This window comes from Pseudomonas sp. EA_65y_Pfl2_P74 (assembly GCF_963970575.1).
In the GTDB taxonomy this organism is placed as follows: Bacteria; Pseudomonadota; Gammaproteobacteria; order Pseudomonadales; family Pseudomonadaceae; genus Aquipseudomonas; species Aquipseudomonas baetica_A.
The window spans coordinates 80,698-99,048 of the sequence record NZ_CAXAOQ010000014.1; the positions used below are offsets into that span (position 1 = coordinate 80,698).

The window sequence follows — 18,351 nt, forward strand, 5'->3', positions numbered from 1 at the left end:
CCGATGAAAGTCCTGCCAGTGACGACCGGTCGGTCACTGCCTACAGGCGTCAGCCCGCCTCGCTTTGCGGGTTTTTTCAGTGGCGAGGGGGCGAAAAGTTTCCGTGAAATTATGATCTGGAGCAGTTTGGCAACAGGATCGGCTTGTGTATGCTCCGTCCACGTTTCGGGCGCACGCCCTCCTTATAAGAACAAGAACGTTGCCCATGACCCTCAGCTCCGAACTGTCGGGCCCCTCTGTGGAACCCCGGGTTATTCGCCGGCATTACGCCACCGAAATGGCGGTCGAGCGCACACGCCTGCTGTATCAGGGCTCTTTATTGCCCACGCTGTTCATGTTGATCAATGGTCTGGTCTGCGCCGGTTTGCTCTGGAGCCCGCAGCGTTACTTCGTGGTCAGCGTCTGGCTGGTGTGGTTGCTGTTGCTGGTCGCATTACGGGTGATTCAGGTGGCCGCGTTCGATTCGGCGATTCCCCATCGTCAAGCCCAGCCGATCTGGTTCCGGATGTTCCTGATCGGCTCGACCATGACCGGCCTGACCCTGGCCGGGGCTGGCATCGCTCTGGTGCCGGCCGACAATTTCATGCAGCAAGCCTGGGTGTTCGGCCTGATCGGCGCCGCGACCCTCTCGGCCAGTGTTGCCTATGCCGTGAGCCTGCCGGCGTTCTTGTCCTTTACCTTGCCGTGCCTGCTGCCGGCGATCGGTTTTCTGTTCTGGGGCGGCGATGAGCAGGCGCGCGGCTGGGGTTGGCTGGGGCTGATCCTGCTGGGTTCGCTGAGCGTGGTGGCGTGGCAGGTCAATCGTCTGATCGATCGCGGTTTGCTGCGACGCTTCCAGAATCAGCACCTGATCGAACACCTGCAACAGACGCAGTCGCGCAGCGAGCAACTCAATCAGGAGCTGGCCAGGGAAATCGAGCACCGTCGCTGTGCCGAGGGCCAATTGCGCGAAGCGCAGGTCGAACTGGAAGACCGCGTCGCCCAGCGCAGTCGTGAACTGGACGCCGCTAACCAGGCGTTGAGCAAAAGCGAGGCGCGCCTGGCACTGGCGTTGAAAGCCAGTGAGTTGGGGCTGTGGGACTGGAATCTGCAAACCGACGAAGTCCATCACACGCAGATTCAGGAGCTGTTCGGCCTCGCCCCGGAATACGTCACAGCGATCCTGCGCGACCTCAAGCCGCGGCTGCACCCGCAAGACCTGCCGGTGCTCAAACACGCGCTGATCGAGCATTTGAAGGGCCGCACCGAGGACTACCAGATCGAATACCGCGTGCGTCACGGCGACGGCCACTGGGTGTGGATCGAGGACCGTGGTCGCGCCGTTGAGCGCAGCGAGAGCGGGCGGGTGATCCGCATGCTCGGCACGCGCCGCGACATCAGCGCCAGTAAACACCTTGAAGAACAGCAGCGACTGGCGGCGACCGTGTTTGAAGCGGCCAGCGAAGGCATCGTGATTCTCGATCCGAACTACGCGCTGATCGCGATCAATCAGGCCTTCAGTCGGGTCACGGGGTACGACATCGACGACATGCTGGGGCGTAACGTCGTCGAGTTGCCGTGCAGCCGCGATGCCCGCCGCCATTACGTTGCGATCCGCCATGCGCTGGAACAGCACGGCAGTTGGCAGGGCGAACTGGTGGAGACCCGCAAGAACGGTGAGCTGTATCCGCAGTGGCTACAACTTAACGCGGTGCGCGATAGTCGGGGAAATGTCAGCCATATCGTGGGCTTTTTCGCCGATCTGTCAGCACGGCGCGAATCCGAAGAGCGCATGCGTTATCTGGCCCATTACGACGAACTCACAGGTCTGGCCAACCGCTCGCTGTTCCGCGAACGCCTGCACGAAGCGCATCAACGGGTGCGGCAGGGCGGGCGACGCAGTCTGGCGCTGCTGCACATCAATCTGGATCGCTTCAAACTGCTCAATGACAGTCTGGGTCACGAAATCGCTGACCAGTTGCTGCAAAAAATGGCGCGACGGTTGGTTAATGCCTTACCGGAAGCCGACACCATTGCCCGGTTGTCCGGCGACGAATTTGCGGTGCTCTTCGATGCCTACGGCAACCTGTCGAGTCTGGCCCGAGTGGCCACGCGATTGGCGGCCAAACTGCGCCTGCCGCTGACGGTCGAAGGCCATGAGTTGGTGGTCAGTGCATCGATGGGCATCAGCATGTTGCCGGACAATGCGCGGGAGATTTCCGCGCTGCTCAGTCAGTCGAACATGGCCATGCAACATGCCAAACATTTGGGCGGCAACAACTTCCAGTTTTATACCGACAGCTTGCAGGCCAGCACCCTTGAGCGCTTGCAACTGGAAAACCAGTTGCGCAAAGCCATCGAAGAGCAGCAGTTGAAGGTGTTCTACCAGCCCAAGCTGTGCCTGGAGACCGGGCGCCTGAATGCGGCGGAAGCGCTGGTGCGCTGGGATCATCCAACCATGGGCCGAGTGCCGCCGGGGGACTTCATCGGTCTGGCCGAAGAAACCGGACTGATCGGGCCGATCGGCGAATTCGTGCTGCGCCAGGCCTGCTGGCAGGCGTGCGAATGGCAGCGTCAGGGGCTGGCGCCGATCCGTGTTTCGGTGAACCTGTCGGTGCACCAGTTGCGCCAAGGCAAACTGGTCAGTCTGGTGCGCCAGGTGCTGGAAGAAACCGGGCTGGCGCCGCACTACCTCGAACTGGAACTGACCGAGAGCCAGTTGCTCGACAGCGTCGAACACATCATCGCGACCTTCCAGCAACTGCGCGATCTGGGGGTGAAACTGGCGATTGATGATTTCGGCACAGGCTATTCGTCGCTCAGTTACCTCAAGCGCATCCCGGTGGATTACGTGAAGATCGATCAGGCGTTTATCCGGGGTTTGGGGGAGGGCAGTGAAGACGCGGCGATCACCCGGGCGATCATCGCCATGGCCCATGGGTTGTCGCTGAAAGTGGTGGCCGAGGGGGTCGAGCGGCAGGAGCAACTGGAATTTTTGCGTGCCGAGCGTTGCGATGAAGTGCAGGGTTATCTGATCAGTCGACCGGTGGAAGCTGCCGATCTGGCCGGGCTTTTGCGCGAACAGGACAATACGTTTTAAGGGCTACATGTATGCCATCGCGCCTGATATGGGGGCATGGAGTTACGCATTGAGCAGGCAAAAAGCCGATTCATGTAGTATAACTACAAGCTTGCTACATCCCCGACCATAAGAAGAGTCCAGCCCCGTGAATCTGCTGCAACACATCGCCCAATCACGTCACCTGTTACGCAAGTCGGAGCTCAAGGTCGCCGACCACGTGCTGCTTGACCCTGCGGCGGTGATGCACAGTTCCATGGCCGACCTGGCCCACAGCGTCGGCATCAGCGAGCCAACCATCGTGCGTTTTTGCCGTGCCATCGGTTGCTCCGGATTTCAGGATCTGAAACTCAAACTGGCGCAGAGCCTGGCCGCCGGTGCCAGTTTCGGCCAGTTCGCGATCCATGAGGACGACTCGGTCGCCGATTACAGCCTGAAGATTTTCGACACGACGTTGCACACCCTGATGGAGGTTCGCGAGAAGCTCGATCCGGTGGAACTGCAGCGCGCAGTGACGCTGATGTCCCAGGCCCAGCGCGTCGAGTTCTATGGCTTTGGCGCATCGGGCGCCGTGGCGGCGGACGCGCAGCACAAGTTCTTCCGCTTGCTGCTGACGGCGGCGGCGTATTCCGACCCGCACATGCAAGCGATGTCGGCGGTGACGTTGAAGCCGACCGACGTGGCGATCTGCATTTCCCAGTCCGGGCGTTCGAAGGATTTGCTGATTACTGCCAACCTGGTGCGCGAGAGCGGCGCGTCACTGATCACGTTGTGCCCGAGCCAGACGCCGTTGGCTGAATTGTCCACGGTCAATCTGGCGATCGATGTGCATGAAGACACCGAAATCTATACGCCGCTGACTTCGCGCATTGCGCATCTGGTGGTCATCGACGTCTTGGCGATGGGCGTGGCCATGGCGCGGGGGCCGAGTCTGGTCAACCACCTCAAGAGCGTGAAGCGCAGCCTGCGCAGCTTGCGGCTCTCACCAAAAGCTGTGAAAGCCTTAGACGACTAAAGCAAGGTCGCGCCCACATTTGATCCCCTGGACACAAGAGGTGTGTCCGCGGCAGATCCACTGTGGGAGCGGGTTTGCTCGCGAAGGCATTCCCTAAAACACCCTCGCCCTGCGAAACTTTCATCGCACTGTCATCCCCGCGAAGCCAAACCGTCATCCCTCGCGCCTATCGTGAAACTCCCGTACTCGCCTTGGGAGACTCGAAATGGCTCAGCCCTACGAAGAACGCAACAGCGCAGCGAAAACCCGTCGTCAGCAGGAAGATCAGCGCCGCATGGAATTTCGCCGTGCCATCGAAGATCGCTTCGAACTCCGCCAGCTTCAGGCCCAGATCGGAGATTTTCCCGAGGAAGGCAAACTCAATTACTGGCACGCGGCACCGGTAGCTTCCCGTCGAAGCGTTCAACCAGCGCGCTGATCTGTGCCCGTTCGCTGCGGATAAACGCCAGGAAGGCGTGTGCCACCGGTGACAGCCGTTTGGCTTTGGCTTGCACCAGGCACCAACTGCGAAACAGTGGCAACTCTTCGACCGGCAGCTCGACCAGGCCACCGGTCGCCAGCTCCAGGTTCAGGGCGTGGCGCGTCAACAGCGCCACGCCCAGGCCCGCCACCACGCATTCGCGCTGAGCTTCGGCCGAGGCCACTTCCTGAGTCTGGGTGAAGTGCACGCGTTTCTCTTTGAAGTATTCCTCGCAGGCCAGTCGTGTACCTGAGCCCGGTTCGCGGATCAGCAAGGTGTAAGGCTCCAGATCCTGCAAGCGCAACGTCCCCAAGTGCGCCAGCGGATGATCCGGGCGGGCCACGGCAACAATCGGGTTGTTGAGGAATGGCAGGAACTCCAGGCCCATGTCCTGAGGCACCATCGACATGATCACCAGGTCGTCACGGTTATCCGAGAGGCGCCGAATGACTTGGCCACGGTTGACCACGGTCAGTTGCAGGTTCACCTCCGGGTGCTGACGCTTGAAGGCGGCGAACAGGTGCGGTACGAAATACTTGGCGCTGGATTCCACGGCCAGTTTCAGTTGGCCTTGCAGTGAACCCTGCATGTCCGACAGCTGCATATCGAGGTTTTCCAGGCGCCCGAAAATGTCCCGGCTGGCGCGCTGCAGAGCTTCGGCGGCTTCGGTCATGTAGAGTTTTTTGCCGACGTAATCGAATAATGGCTGCCCGATCAGCTCCTCGAGCTGACGAATCTGAAGGCTGACGGCCGGTTGCGTGAGAGACATTTCATCCGCCGCGCGGCTGTAGGAGCGCAAATCACACACTTCGTTGAAGATCTGCAATTGACGCAATGTCATACGCATCAGGGACTTACGCATTTTTTACAGGCTCTGAAGGCTGGCGAGTGCTTCAACTATAAGTCTTTGCTTATGCCTGACCCAATTTTTATTCATTTTTGTTAATTCCTTTCGAGCGCTAGTGTGGAGTCGCGACTAAATTGAAACATTTGGTCACGCGTCGACCTGGGTCTAGCAGGTCGTGGTGCCACCGGCTCAAGGGAACCTCCAAGTGATAACAAAGATCCTGATCGCCAACCGTGGTGAGATTGCCGTACGAATCGTGCGAGCCTGCGCCGAAATGGGCATTCGCTCGGTTGCGATTTTTTCCGACGCCGACCGCCATGCCTTGCATGTGAAGCGTGCGGACGAGGCCTACAGCATCGGTGCCGAGCCACTGGCCGGTTATCTGAACCCGCGCAAACTGGTGAACCTGGCGGTTGAAACCGGTTGCGATGCACTGCACCCCGGTTACGGTTTCCTTTCGGAAAACGCTGAACTGGCAGACATCTGCGCCGAACGCGGTATTAAATTCATTGGCCCCTCGGCAGAAGTCATCCGCCGCATGGGCGACAAGACCGAAGCGCGCCGCAGCATGATCAAGGCCGGCGTACCGGTCACCCCAGGCACCGAAGGCAACGTATCGGGTATTGAAGAAGCCCTCACTGAAGGCGACCGCATCGGCTACCCGGTGATGCTCAAAGCCACCTCCGGTGGCGGTGGCCGCGGTATCCGGCGCTGCAACAGCCGCGAAGAACTCGAACAGAACTTCCCTCGCGTTATCTCCGAAGCCACCAAGGCCTTCGGTTCGGCGCAAGTGTTCCTGGAAAAATGCATCGTCAATCCCAAGCACATCGAAGCGCAGATCCTCGGCGACAGCTTTGGCAACGTGGTGCACCTGTTCGAGCGTGACTGCTCGATCCAGCGCCGCAACCAGAAGCTGATCGAAATCGCCCCGAGCCCGCAACTGACCCCGGAACAGCGCGCCTACATCGGCGACCTGTCGGTGCGTGCGGCCAAGGCTGTGGGCTATGAGAATGCTGGCACCGTGGAGTTTCTGCTCGCCGAGGGCGAGGTGTACTTCATGGAAATGAACACCCGGGTGCAGGTGGAGCACACCATCACCGAAGAAATCACCGGGATCGACATCGTCCGTGAGCAGATTCGCATCGCTTCCGGCCTGCCGCTGTCGGTGAAGCAGGAAGACATTCAGCACCGTGGTTTTGCGTTGCAGTTTCGCATCAACGCCGAAGACCCGAAAAACAACTTCCTGCCGAGCTTCGGCAAGATCACTCGTTACTACGCCCCGGGTGGCCCGGGCGTGCGTACCGACACGGCGATCTACACCGGCTACACCATTCCGCCTTACTACGACTCCATGTGCCTGAAGCTGGTTGTGTGGGCACTGACCTGGGAAGAGGCGATGGACCGTGGCCTGCGCGCACTCGACGACATGCGTCTGCAAGGCGTGAAGACCACTGCCGCGTACTATCAGGAAATCCTGCGCAACCCGGAATTCCGTAGCGGCCAGTTCAATACCAGCTTCGTTGAAAGCCATCCTGAACTGACCAACTACTCGATCAAGCGCAAACCCGAAGAGCTGGCCCTGGCCATCGCCGCCGCCATCGCCGCCCACGCAGGCCTGTGAGGAATAGAACAATGACCAAAAAGATTTTTGTAACCGACACCATCCTGCGCGACGCCCACCAATCGCTGCTCGCCACCCGCATGCGCACCGAAGACATGCTGCCGATCTGCGACAAGCTCGACAAAGTCGGCTACTGGTCGCTGGAATGCTGGGGCGGCGCGACCTTCGACGCCTGCGTACGCTTTCTGAAAGAAGACCCGTGGGAGCGCCTGCGCCAACTGCGCGCCGCGCTGCCTAACACGCGTCTGCAAATGCTCCTGCGCGGGCAGAACCTGCTCGGCTACCGCCACTACAGCGACGACGTGGTCAAAGCCTTCGTCGCCAAGGCCGCAGTCAACGGTATCGACGTGTTCCGCATCTTCGACGCGATGAACGACGTGCGTAACTTGCGCGTGGCCATCGAAGCGGTGAAAGCGGCGGGCAAACATGCCCAGGGCACCATCGCTTACACCACCAGCCCGGTGCACACCATCGACGCCTTTGTGGCGCAGGCCAAGCAAATGGAAGCCATGGGTTGCGACTCGGTGGCGATCAAGGACATGGCCGGTCTGCTGACCCCGTACGCCACGGGTGAGTTGGTCAGGGCGTTGAAAGCCGAACAGTCGCTGCCCGTGTTCATCCACTCCCACGACACGGCTGGTCTGGCTGCCATGTGCCAGCTCAAGGCAATCGAAAACGGTGCCGACCACATCGACACCGCAATCTCCAGCTTCGCCTCGGGCACCAGCCATCCGGGCACCGAGTCGATGGTCGCCGCTCTTAAAGGCACCGAGTACGACACCGGTCTGAACCTTGAACTGCTGCAAGAGATCGGTCTGTACTTCTATGCCGTGCGCAAGAAGTACCACCAGTTTGAAAGCGAATTCACAGCGGTCGACACTCGCGTTCAAGTCAACCAGGTGCCGGGCGGGATGATCTCCAACCTCGCCAACCAGTTGAAAGAGCAGGGCGCCCTGAACCGCATGGCCGAAGTGCTGGCGGAAATCCCGCGTGTGCGTGAGGACCTCGGCTACCCACCGCTGGTGACCCCGACTTCGCAGATCGTCGGCACTCAGGCGTTCTTCAACGTGCTGGCCAGCGAGCGCTACAAGACCATCACCAACGAAGTGAAGCTGTATTTGCAGGGTGGCTACGGCAAAGCGCCGGGCGTGGTCAACGAGAAACTGCGTCGTCAGGCCATCGGCAGCGAAGAAGTGATCGACGTACGTCCGGCCGATCTGCTCAAGCCGGAAATGACCAAGCTGCGAGCCGATATCGGCGCACTGGCCAAGTCCGAAGAAGACGTGTTGACCTTCGCCATGTTCCCGGAAATCGGTCGCAAGTTCCTCGAAGAGCGAGCCGCCGGCACCCTCACGCCGGAGGTGCTGTTGCCGATTCCTGAAGCCGGCAAAGTCGCGTCGTCGGGCGGCGAAGGTGTGCCGACCGAGTTCGTCATCGACGTTCACGGCGAAACCTACCGCGTCGACATCACCGGTGTTGGCGTCAAGGCTGAAGGCAAGCGTCACTTCTACCTGTCCATCGACGGCATGCCGGAAGAAGTGGTGTTCGAACCGCTCAACGAATTCGTCGGCGGTGGCAGCAGCAAGCGCAAGCAAGCCTCGGCGCCGGGCCACGTCAGCACCACCATGCCGGGCAACATCGTCGACGTGCTGGTCAAGGAGGGCGATACCGTCAAGGCCGGCCAAGCGGTGTTGATTACCGAAGCCATGAAGATGGAAACCGAAGTCCAGGCCGCTGTTGCCGGTAAGGTCACGGCGATTCATGTGGCCAAGGGCGACCGGGTCAATCCGGGTGAAATCCTGATCGAGATCGAAGGCTGAGATAACAGCCTCGGTACAACGCTTTAAACCTCGGGGGGGCATGTGCTCCCCTTTTTTTCGTCCGGGTTTTGACTGAATCACGCAAATCCCGTGTGGGAGCGGGCTTGCTCGCGAATGCGGTGTATCAGTCACAGATCATGTCGACTGACACTCCCTCTTCGCGAGCAATCTCCCACAGGGACAGTGTTCAGACCATCAGAACGCCATTCGCCACTGGCCCATCACACTGTGAGTACGGCTTTCGGTTCCGAAATCCCCCGTGATGCCTAGCCCAAAGGTGTGGTTGGCCGACAGGCCAAGGTCGAGGCCAGCATCGACGCCCAGACTGTTTCGATCCAGCGCGGCACCGGCCACTTCAAAGCGTTTCCCACCCTTGAGCAGTTGTTGGCGGGCATCGCTGTCGAGTTCGCCGAAGGTATGTTTCCAGCCTGCGGCGAATCGCGGCGTCAGGCTCATGCCGTTGTCCAGTCGGCTGATTTTCGCTGCACGCAGGCCGAAGAGGCTGCTGAGGTTGTCGCGGGTTTGCCCGAACACCTTCAGCGCCGCATCGCCGCCTTTTTCGCTGTAGCTGTCACGTTGATAACGCTGATAGCCGAGGCTGGCGAACGGTTCGAGTGTCACGTTGTTATGGCCGAAATTGAAGCCCAGTTCGGCAAAGGCCTGCTGGGTGTTGGCGTCGTAGTTGCCCTTCAGGCGGTCGCTGAAGCCCTTGAACACCACTCGACGTTTGCTGCTGCCGTCATGGCTGGCGTAGGTCGCCCCGAGGCGCAGGGCCAGTGGCCCGTCCTGGCGCACGGCATAGGCGCCGAGGTGCCAGCTGTCGAGGTCGCCATCGTACTGGCGGGCATCCAGTTTCGTCTGGGATTTACCGCCCAGCAGGCCGATATGCCATTGCTCATCGAGTCGCCAATCCGCGCCCATGACCAGACCCTGGGTGGCGTGTTTCAGGGTGCTGTCGTGATCGCGATCGACCTTGCCACCATGGCCGATGGCCTGAACCCAGACGCGTCCGGAGTCTGCACTGCCGGCCGCCTGCCGGGGTGAACTGCCAGAGCCAGACGCAGCGCCCGAGCGGCTATCCAGTTGGCGCATGGCCGAAAGCATGCTCGCGCTCACGGGCGTGACGCTGCTCAATGTGGCTTTGGCGAGGTTGGCGTTGCTGCCGGCGGCCAACTGCTCGATGGCAATCGGTGCGGTGCTTTTGTCGCTAGCCAACAGTGCGACGACCGCAGCGTTTTGGGGGGCCGCTGTTTGAGGGGCTGGCGGTGTGGCGACAGGGGCGGCACGCACCGCCACCGCGTCTTCTGAAATGGGTGCTTCTTCTGACGTGGAAGATGGACTTGTCGCCAGTACGGCCGTTGTTGTCGGCAGTGGTGCTGATATCGGTGGTCGATCCGGGATCGATGGCTCTTCAATACTTTCGGCTACTGCACGACCGTTGTCGGTGGTGGCCACGCTAGGCAGGGATACCTCGTTGCGTGCGTAGGTCAGTCCCACAGATTTTTTGTTGTATTGAGGTGTGGCTGTCATGAACGCCAGATCGTTCAGTATCGTGCCGAACTGACCTTCAACCTTGCTGGCTTCGATGATTTTGTACTGGCTGCTTTGCGGGTATTCCCCTGCAACTGCAACGACTTTCAAGGTGGCGCCTTCAAGTTTGGCAGTGCCGTCTACCTTGATCGTTTGACCACTGCTGCCGGGGGCGACCTCATAAGACAGTTCAGCATTCGGGGATAGGCTCAAACTGCCTTTCACTCGAGGGCTACCATGCAATCCATTGACCATGAGCAGGCCGTTAACGTGCAAGTTTCCTACCGAGCCCTTACCCGCAAAGCTGCCGCCGTTCTCGACATAGACATCCCCTTTTATGCTTCCATTGTTGAAGAGTTTGCCAGCGGTAACCGCCCCACCGCTGATGGTGCCCTGGTTGGTCAGCGCACCGTTGTGTGTTACCAGCACGCCTTGGTTGAAGTCTCCCTTTGTGCTCAGCGTCCAGTCTCCGCGTACGAGAAACAGTGCATTGAAATTGCGGGTGTCTTTCAGCGTGCCCCCCTCGGAGATATCCAGTAGCAGCATGTTGTCCCCCTTGCCACCATCCAACTGCCCCGTGAAGCTTGCGTCGTCTTGAAGAGCGATCAAATCGTTGAGTTCCGTTCCTCGAAAAGTGCTCTGGGGTGTATTGAAGGCAATCGGAACGGTCGCTTTATCGTTGATAAAGTCCTTAATCCTCCCAAGAGATTCTGCATAGACGGTGTCTTCGGGCTGTTCTGGCACCTGCGCGGTGGACGCAGCGTCAGAGGCTTCAGGTAGTTGCTGGGCGTTTGCAATCTTTGCGCAGCCCAGCGCCAACGCAATGGCTAAAGCCAAGTGTTGTGGTTTGAATGTGTGTTGAATGAGCATCAAGCAAGGCCTTTTTTGAAAGAAGGCCAAACTCTAGGGACGCAGCAAAAATTTTGATGTCGGCTACTTCCCGCCGTTTTGCAGGCGCTGTCGCGTCATTTTGTCGAAATCTTCCGCTATATCCGGAACCGGTATTTTTACGCGACTATACCGGCTCCTTTTCCTACGACTAATCAAGACCACACTGGCTATTCAACGATCAAAAACTCATCTGCCACTGCCCGATCAACCCGTGATTGCGACTGTTGCTGCCGATTTCGCCGCTATACCCCACCCCCAGCGTATGCCGAGCAGAAATCCCCACGTCCAGCCCGGCCTCCAGCACCAGACTGTCCCGATCCAAAGAACTGCCGTCCACATTGAACGCCGTGCCGCCCACCACAAAGGCCTGGCGCGTCGAGCTGCTGACGTCGCCGTAAGTGTGTTTCCAGCCCGCCGCCATGCGTGGCGTCAGGCTCATGCCGTTGTCCAGACTGCTCAGGTGCGCCAGGCGCAGGCCGAAGGTGCTGCTGAAGTTGTCCTGGGTCTGGCTGTCGACTTGCAGCGCAGCGGCGCCGCCCTTTTCCCGGTAGCTGTCGCGGTGGTAGCGCTGGTAGCCGAGGCTGGCGAATGGTTCGGCGCTGAGGCGGCCGCTGCCCATGGCGTAACCGAGTTCGGCGAAGGCTTGCTGGCTGTCGGCGTCATAGTCGCCTTTGGGGCGATCACTGAAACCGTTGAAAGCGATGGTGCGTTTGCTTTCGCCTTGATGGCCGCTGTATGCCGCGCCGAGGCGCAGTGAGAGCGGGCCGTTCTGATGCAGGGCATAAACACCGGCATGCCAGCTCTCGACATTGCCATCGACGCCTGTGGCGTCCAGATCGGTTGTCGAATAACCGCCCAATACGCCCAATCGCCATGCTGAATTCAGCGACCAGTCGGCACCGAGCACGCTGCCCTTTGAGCGTTGCTCCAGACCGCTGCTGCCGTGTTCGCCGTCGAGCTTGCCGTAGCCGCCGATGGCTTGCAGCCAGAGGCGGCCGCGAGCGTTCGGATCGTTCAGGTTGCGCGCCTCGGACGGCACGCCGTTGGCCGCCAGCACAGGGGTTTCGTGTTGATCGAGGCCGACCATCAGTCCCGGGCTGCCGCCGATTTGCTGCATTGCCGAGAGCATGCTGTTGCCCACCTGGCTGCTGGCGCCAAGGGTGGCGCTGGTCAGGTTGGCATTGCTGGCCCCGGCCAGTTGCTCGATTGCCGCGCCGGCAGTGCTTTGGGTGGTGTTGAGCAGGGCGTTGTATAGCGCGTTGTGCTTGCCCATTGAGGCCAGACTGTTGGCGGCGCTACTGCCGTTGCCGGTGGCGGCGAAATCTTTGAAGGCGACGTCGTTACGGGTGTACGTCAGGCCGACTTGAGTTGGCGTGTAGGCCAGCGTGGGTGTGAGAAAGGCGTAATCGCTGCTGACCTTGCCGAAGGTGCCGTTGACCTGCGTGGCTTGCAGCACGGTGTAATGGCTCTGCCACGGATAGGTGCCGCTGCCGGGATTAACGGCCAGGGTCGCGCCGTTGAGATTCGCGGTGCCGCCGACCTGCACTGGCGCGCTGCTGCCGTCGGCGTTGACGCCGTAGGCGAGGGTGGCTGCGCTGCCCATGTTCAAGTCACGCACAATCGTCGCGCGGCCCAGGCCCGTGTCTGTGCGCAATGTACCGTTGACGTTGAGGCTGCCCACCGAACCGCCCCCGGCATACACCCCGCCAGCATCCACGGTGAGGTTGCCGGCGATAGCGCCCTGGTTGATTAGCGTCGCGCCGTTGCGCACTGCGCCGCCGTCGCTGAAATCGCCGCTACCGGTCAGCGTCCACGCGCCTTGCTTGACCTCCAGCCACTCGAAATTGCGACTGTCGCTGAAGCTGCCACCCGCCACGTCGTCCATCACCACCCGGTCGTAACCGCTGCCGCCATCGACCACACCGATAAAGCGGCTGCCATTGCGCAAGGTCAGGCTGTCGTTGCCACCGCCCAGATCCAGTGCCAGGCCATTGCTGCCGCTGAGGGTGCCGCCGTTGACCACGTTGTCGGCGAACTCACCGACGAACTTCACGCCAAAACCGTCGAGGCCCTGGACGGTGCCGAAGTTTTCCAGCGTGGTTGCCGCCAGCCCCGAGCCGTCGCTACCGTCGTCTACCAGGATCGCGCTGTTAGCGCCGCTGATCAGGGCGCCGCTGGCGTTGAAAATGTAGCCGCCGCCCAGGGCGATGCCTTCACTGCCGTTGGCGAACCCGCCCTTGTCGACACCGCCCGCGCCAACGCCTTGAATGGTGCCGTAGTTTTCGATGTGGGCGATCTTGTCGATGTCCACGCCGTCGCCATCACCGTTGGCTTGCAGCCCGGCGTACGCGCCGGTAATGGTGCCGTGGTTGATCACCGTACCATCGCCGTCGGAGCCGAAGCCCGAGCCGTTGCGCCCGGTGATCTGTCCGTAGTTGACCAGTGTCGCGCCCAGGTCAGTGGTGATGCCGTGGCGGCCGCCGGAAATGACGCCGTCGTTGGTGATCGACACACCCGTGGCGGTATCGATATCGATGCCGTCGAATTTTTGGTCGGCGTTGTGCGAATCGCCCGTCGAGATCTCGCCGTAGTTGGTAATCGTCGCATTGGCGCCGGTCTTCATGCCGTCGCTGGCCTCGCCGCGAATCAGCCCCCCCGCACGGTTGATGATCGTGGTTTTCACCCCGTCGCTGCGCAGCGCATCCAGGTCCAGCCCTTGGCCGGTGGTGGAGCGAATGACGCCACTGTTGTCGATCAACAGGCTGCCGCTGACGAAGTTGCTGTCGATGCGCAACGCATCATTGGCACCGAGGATCTGCCCGCCGCTGCGGTTGTAGAGGGCGTAATTGCGTGCCTGGCTCAGGTCGCCGCTGCTGTCGATGGCCCGGCCGCCAGTGGAGATGATGTTGCCGGCGTTATCGATCACCACGCCGACACCGCTGGTGTTGTCCTTCAGGCTGACAGCCTTGCCACTGTTGGTGATGCTGCCCGGCGCCGAAATCGTCAGCGTGTCGCTGCCACCGAGGGTTTGCGAAGCCGTGGTGGCGCTGTCGATCTGCACGGTTTTGCCGTGAGCGGCCGTGGTGGCGATCAACAGGGCGATGGCGAGGGACAATCGCTGAGGCGAGAAGGGCATGGGCGGACGGCCTTTTGTTATAAGCGGGCCGTCCTGTATAGCGATGGGGTTTTACAGAATGATGTCGGTGATAGTGCAGAGCACCTTAGGTACGGCGTTCGTAAGCCTTGCCGTAATGGCGCTCCATGCGTGCCTGAATCAGCTCAAGCCCGATCGACATCACCCAGTAAATGATCGCGGCGGTCGTGAGCATTTCGATGTAGCGATAGCTTGATCGACCATACGACTGCGCCAGAAACATCACCTCCCAAACGCCCATCACCGAGATCAGCGACGAGTCTTTGAGCATGGAAATGAATTGGTTGGTGGTTGGCGGGATGATCGTGCGCATGGCCTGGGGCAGGGTGATGCGCCAGAAAATCACCGACTCCCGCATGCCCAGCGCCAGTGACGCTTCGCGTTGACCATAGGGGACGCCGAGGATGCCGGCGCGGAAAATTTCGCTGAGATAAGCGCCATAGTTCAGCGACAGGGCGATGATCCCGGCAACGATGGCGCCGGGTACGATGCCCAATTGCGGCAAGCCGAGATAGATCAGCAGGATCTGGATCAGCAGCGGCGTGCCACGAAAAAACGAAGCGTAAAAACTGGCGATGCCAAACGCCACGGCACTTTTCGACAAGCGCCCCAACGCGGTGACGAAGCCCAGCAATGACGAGGCGACTATCGAGCACACGCACAGAAACAACGTCAGCGCCGCGCCTTGCAGGAAGCCATTGGGTGCCAGCTTCAGGCCGACCAGGTTGGGCAGCTTGTCGAGGATGATCGAGAACTTCAGGTCGAAGCTCAGGAAGAACCCGGCGCACAGGCAGAACATCGCCGCCCAGGTCAGGTACAACCGCGTACGAAAACCGAAGAGCCGTTGCAGGCGTGATGCAGCCACCGGTTGCGGTGGCTGTGGAGGTGTCGGGAAAGAAGTCATTGACTGATGTCGGCGCCGATCCATTTTTGTGAGAGCTTGCTCAGGGTGCCGTCCTGCTTGAGCTGCGCAAACACCTCGCGCACTTTGGCATCCCACTGGGCGTCACCCTTTTCGATGGCCACCGAATTCGGTTCCGAATACAGCGGCGCACCGGCCAGTTTGAAGCGTTTGTCTTCGTTCAGGCGTGGCTGCGCGGTGACGAGGTTGGTGAGGATCGCGTCCAGACGCACACCGGCCCCCAGGCCCAGGTCCTGGAAGGCAACGTTGTCGGTATCGTACGGTGCGATCTGCACGTCTTCGAACGGGTACTGCAACTGCGTGTCTTCGGCGCCTTCGATGACCAGATTCTTGTTCAGATAACTTTCGTAGCTGGAGGCGCTGGTGAGGCCGACCTTCATACCGCTCAGGTCCTTGGCACCGTGGATGCGGTCATCCTTGGCGTTGACCACGATCACCGCAGGGGAGGCGTAGTACTCGACCGGGAAATCGAACACTTCGGCGCGGGCCTTGCTCGGGGTCATCGAGCAGATGCAGATGTCGTAGCGCCCGCTCCAGCGGCCGGCGGCGATGACGTCCCAGGACGGCGTTTCCAGACGCAGCTTAACCCCCAGTTTGTCCGCCACGGCTTTGGCGACATCAACGTCGAAACCGTCGAGCTGGTTGTCTTCGTTGAGAAACGAGAACGGTGGATAACTTTCCATCAGCACGCCAACCAGTTCTTTTTTCTGCTCGACGCGATCCAGTGTGGCGCCGCCGAAGGCTTGGGAGGAGGCGGCCAGAATCGTCAGGCCCAGGGCCAGTAGCGGTTGAAATTTCACAGTCGATCCCTGGTTGAAAAAGAGGTTGTCATTAACGGAATGGTGCGTATTAAATAGTTATAAGAACGACTCTGATAGTGAGTTATTTTCATAAGCTTATGAGTGAAAGGCATATGGGCGCAGCAAGCACGATTATTCTCGATGGCGGCATGGGCCGTGAGTTGCAACGCGCCGGTGCGCCATTCCGGCAACCCGAGTGGTCAGCGCTGGCGTTGAGCGAAGCGCCGCAGGCGGTGGAAGCGGTACACGCCGCTTACATCGCCAGCGGGGCCAATGTGATCACCAGCAACAGTTACGCGGTGGTGCCGTTCCACATCGGCGAAGAACGTTTCGCCGCTGAAGGGCAGGCGCTGGCGGCGTTGGCCGGTGAACTGGCGCGGCGTGCGGTGCAGGCTTCGGGCAAAGCGGTGCGAGTGGCCGGTTCGTTGCCGCCGTTGTTTGGCTCCTATCGTCCGGATCTGTTCGAGGCGTCCCGGGTGACCGAGTTGCTGGGCCCGTTGGTCAAGGGGCTGGCACCGCACGTTGATCTTTGGCTGGCGGAAACCCAAAGCTCGATCGTCGAGGCGCGCGCCATTCACGCCGGGCTGCCGCAGGACGGCAAGCCGTTCTGGCTGTCGTTTACCTTGAAGGACGAAGACACCGACGAAGTGCCGCGTTTGCGTTCCGGCGAGCCGGTGGCCGAAGCGGCTGCAGCGGCGGCTGAGTTGGGCGTCGAGACGCTGTTGTTCAATTGCAGTCAGCCGGAAGTGATCGGCGCGGCGATTGACGCGGCACGCGCGACCTTCGAACGTCTGGGGGTGAAGATAAACATCGGCGCCTATGCCAACGCCTTCCCGCCGCAGCCTAAGGAAGCGACGGCCAATGACGGACTCGATCCGTTGCGCGAAGACCTCGATCCACCCGGCTATCTGCAATGGGCGATTGATTGGCAGCAGCGCGGCGCCAGTCACTTGGGCGGTTGCTGCGGGATCGGCCCGGAGCACATTGCGGTGCTGGCGCAGAAACTCGCTTGAGAGAAGATCAAAAGATCGCAGCCTGCGGCAGCTCCAGGGTGTAGGGGCCATCCCACATGACGGACGCATAGCGACTCCAGGATTGGCCTCATCTGCTTGATGAGGTCTGTCCCATGACTTCTGCCATCGCCCCCTGACCAACCCGGTGCGCCGATAAAAGTGCGCGGCGTTAAATGCTCCTACGGCCTACTTATCGGGTTTGCGCTTCCACGGGTTCTTCGGGGGAACGGCAAATCGCCGTCCTGAATTGGCGGAATAACGAGAACCTGTAATCGCTTCCAGCTCCCCGCCGTCTCGCACAAAATCACTCACTTCTTTAACCCGACGGCTGCGCAGCCATGTAATCCACTGTGCCAGATCGGTGTGGCCCTGTTCTTCAAACATCCGCATGAAACGTACTTGCCAACGCTTGCACGTCTGCTGGCAAAGGCCTGTACGCCGCTGTAAATCAGTCACGCTCTCGCCGTTGATCAAGCCTTGAACAAAACCCAGCCAATGCTCTGGATAACCCAATCGGGCCAGTAGCGTGCCCTGCAGCAAACTCACAGTGCTGTAACAGCCTGGGCAACGAAAATCAGGGCGGCGCTCATCGAAACGCTTCATGTCAGGTGAACCGCACTTTGGACAGACTGCTTGAGGAGTCGTGAGCAAATGCTCCAGCCCACTCAGAAACGCTTGGGCCTGAGCCGCAATAGGTGCGGGTGGCTCCAGATCGATTCGATCCTGGCGTGCCGCCCACCACTGATACAACGTTGGAAAGTCTTTAGCCATGACGGTGCGGCAGTGTTTGTTCCACCGCGAAGTGGTGCTGGGGGCAATATTCATGGCTTCGGCAATACCTCGCATCGACCAACCCGCCAACAGGTATTGACCAAAGGTTGACCAGAGGTGCATTAGCCCGACTTTCGAAAACGGTGTTTTCGAGAGACAGTTAAAGCCTTTGTTGCAGGCCACACAGCGGTAAAAAGGCAGGCGTGTTTTCTGGCTGGTTTCCAGTCTGAAGCGTGGATGACCGCACAGCGGGCACTCGACCGGCGATCTCTTGGGCAGTTCGTGCAAATAGCGAATGAAATCATCCGCATGGCTGTGGAGTTCGGCGGGGAGGCATTGGTGATAATCAGGCAGCGCTTGAGCTTCGGACATTGAACTTGAATCTTTCATGGAAAACCTCGCGGGTTAACCGGGCAGCCTTCGGGCGCGGGTTACCCGCAAGACACGCA

Annotated in this window: 12 protein-coding genes; 6 read left to right on the forward strand and 6 right to left on the reverse strand. The window is 60.3% G+C overall.

Features of this window, described 5'->3' with window-relative positions:
* The first annotated feature begins 205 nt into the window (after positions 1-205).
* The 3 genes from AACY18_RS13540 to AACY18_RS13550 all read left to right on the forward strand — a co-directional run bounded on the left by AACY18_RS13540 (position 206) and on the right by AACY18_RS13550 (position 4,491).
* Positions 206-3,079 (forward strand): putative bifunctional diguanylate cyclase/phosphodiesterase, encoded by a 2,874-nt coding sequence (locus AACY18_RS13540; RefSeq protein ID WP_339465152.1) that lies wholly within the window; start codon positions 206-208, stop codon positions 3,077-3,079.
* A 127-nt stretch (positions 3,080-3,206) separates the two neighbouring features.
* Positions 3,207-4,073 carry a transcriptional regulator HexR gene (hexR, locus tag AACY18_RS13545; protein WP_007962240.1) on the forward strand — a complete coding sequence of 289 codons (867 nt, stop codon included), beginning with the start codon at positions 3,207-3,209 and terminating at the stop codon, positions 4,071-4,073.
* A 205-nt stretch (positions 4,074-4,278) separates the two neighbouring features.
* Positions 4,279-4,491: a PA3496 family putative envelope integrity protein gene (locus AACY18_RS13550; protein ID WP_339465153.1), complete on the forward strand. Its 213-nt coding sequence runs from the start codon at positions 4,279-4,281 to the stop codon at positions 4,489-4,491.
* Here AACY18_RS13550 and AACY18_RS13555 read toward each other — a convergent pair.
* On the reverse strand, positions 4,433-5,395 hold the full coding sequence (locus AACY18_RS13555; protein ID WP_339465154.1) for a LysR family transcriptional regulator: 963 nt from the start codon (positions 5,393-5,395) through the stop codon (positions 4,433-4,435). The two genes, AACY18_RS13550 and AACY18_RS13555, sit on opposite strands and share 59 nt — an antisense overlap.
* Positions 5,396-5,585: 190 nt before the next feature.
* Between AACY18_RS13555 and AACY18_RS13560 the strand changes: the two genes are divergently transcribed.
* Both AACY18_RS13560 and oadA read left to right on the forward strand, forming a co-directional pair.
* Positions 5,586-7,001, forward strand: coding sequence for an acetyl-CoA carboxylase biotin carboxylase subunit (locus tag AACY18_RS13560; RefSeq protein WP_339431487.1), 1,416 nt, complete (start codon positions 5,586-5,588; stop codon positions 6,999-7,001).
* A gap of 11 nt (positions 7,002-7,012) precedes the next feature.
* Positions 7,013-8,821 carry a sodium-extruding oxaloacetate decarboxylase subunit alpha gene (gene oadA / locus AACY18_RS13565; protein WP_339465155.1) on the forward strand — a complete coding sequence of 603 codons (1,809 nt, stop codon included), beginning with the start codon at positions 7,013-7,015 and terminating at the stop codon, positions 8,819-8,821.
* 195 nt (positions 8,822-9,016) lie between these two features.
* On the opposite strand, the gene AACY18_RS13570 is transcribed toward oadA, so the two are convergent.
* From AACY18_RS13570 to AACY18_RS13585, 4 genes are all read right to left on the reverse strand, one after another.
* Positions 9,017-11,221 (reverse strand): autotransporter outer membrane beta-barrel domain-containing protein, encoded by a 2,205-nt coding sequence (locus tag AACY18_RS13570; protein WP_339465157.1) that lies wholly within the window; start codon positions 11,219-11,221, stop codon positions 9,017-9,019.
* A gap of 199 nt (positions 11,222-11,420) precedes the next feature.
* Positions 11,421-14,378 carry an autotransporter outer membrane beta-barrel domain-containing protein gene (locus AACY18_RS13575; protein WP_339465158.1) on the reverse strand — a complete coding sequence of 986 codons (2,958 nt, stop codon included), beginning with the start codon at positions 14,376-14,378 and terminating at the stop codon, positions 11,421-11,423.
* Between the two features lie 85 nt (positions 14,379-14,463).
* On the reverse strand, positions 14,464-15,300 hold the full coding sequence (locus tag AACY18_RS13580; protein WP_339431491.1) for an amino acid ABC transporter permease: 837 nt from the start codon (positions 15,298-15,300) through the stop codon (positions 14,464-14,466).
* On the reverse strand, positions 15,297-16,118 hold the full coding sequence (locus tag AACY18_RS13585) for an ABC transporter substrate-binding protein (protein WP_339431492.1): 822 nt from the start codon (positions 16,116-16,118) through the stop codon (positions 15,297-15,299). Before AACY18_RS13585 ends, AACY18_RS13580 begins: the two co-directional genes overlap by 4 nt.
* Positions 16,119-16,231: 113 nt before the next feature.
* On the opposite strand from AACY18_RS13585, the gene AACY18_RS13590 reads away from it, so the two are divergent.
* Complete coding sequence (locus tag AACY18_RS13590; protein WP_339465159.1) at positions 16,232-17,131, forward strand: homocysteine S-methyltransferase family protein; 900 nt, start codon at positions 16,232-16,234, stop codon at positions 17,129-17,131.
* Between the two features lie 186 nt (positions 17,132-17,317).
* Here AACY18_RS13590 and AACY18_RS13595 read toward each other — a convergent pair whose 3' ends face one another.
* Positions 17,318-18,292, reverse strand: coding sequence for a hypothetical protein (locus tag AACY18_RS13595; RefSeq protein ID WP_339465160.1), 975 nt, complete (start codon positions 18,290-18,292; stop codon positions 17,318-17,320).
* Positions 18,293-18,351: the final 59 nt, after the last annotated feature.

Coding starts and splice junctions, on each gene's coding strand:
- AACY18_RS13580 (WP_339431491.1), bottom strand. CDS start 15,300: ATGACTTCTTTCCCGACACCTCCACAGCCACCGCAACCGGTGGCTGCA.
- AACY18_RS13590 (WP_339465159.1), top strand. CDS start 16,232: ATGGGCGCAGCAAGCACGATTATTCTCGATGGCGGCATGGGCCGTGAG.
- AACY18_RS13595 (WP_339465160.1), bottom strand. CDS start 18,292: ATGAAAGATTCAAGTTCAATGTCCGAAGCTCAAGCGCTGCCTGATTAT.
- AACY18_RS13555 (WP_339465154.1), bottom strand. CDS start 5,395: ATGCGTAAGTCCCTGATGCGTATGACATTGCGTCAATTGCAGATCTTC.
- AACY18_RS13575 (WP_339465158.1), bottom strand. CDS start 14,378: ATGCCCTTCTCGCCTCAGCGATTGTCCCTCGCCATCGCCCTGTTGATC.
- oadA (WP_339465155.1), top strand. CDS start 7,013: ATGACCAAAAAGATTTTTGTAACCGACACCATCCTGCGCGACGCCCAC.
- AACY18_RS13540 (WP_339465152.1), top strand. CDS start 206: ATGACCCTCAGCTCCGAACTGTCGGGCCCCTCTGTGGAACCCCGGGTT.
- AACY18_RS13570 (WP_339465157.1), bottom strand. CDS start 11,221: ATGCTCATTCAACACACATTCAAACCACAACACTTGGCTTTAGCCATT.
- AACY18_RS13550 (WP_339465153.1), top strand. CDS start 4,279: ATGGCTCAGCCCTACGAAGAACGCAACAGCGCAGCGAAAACCCGTCGT.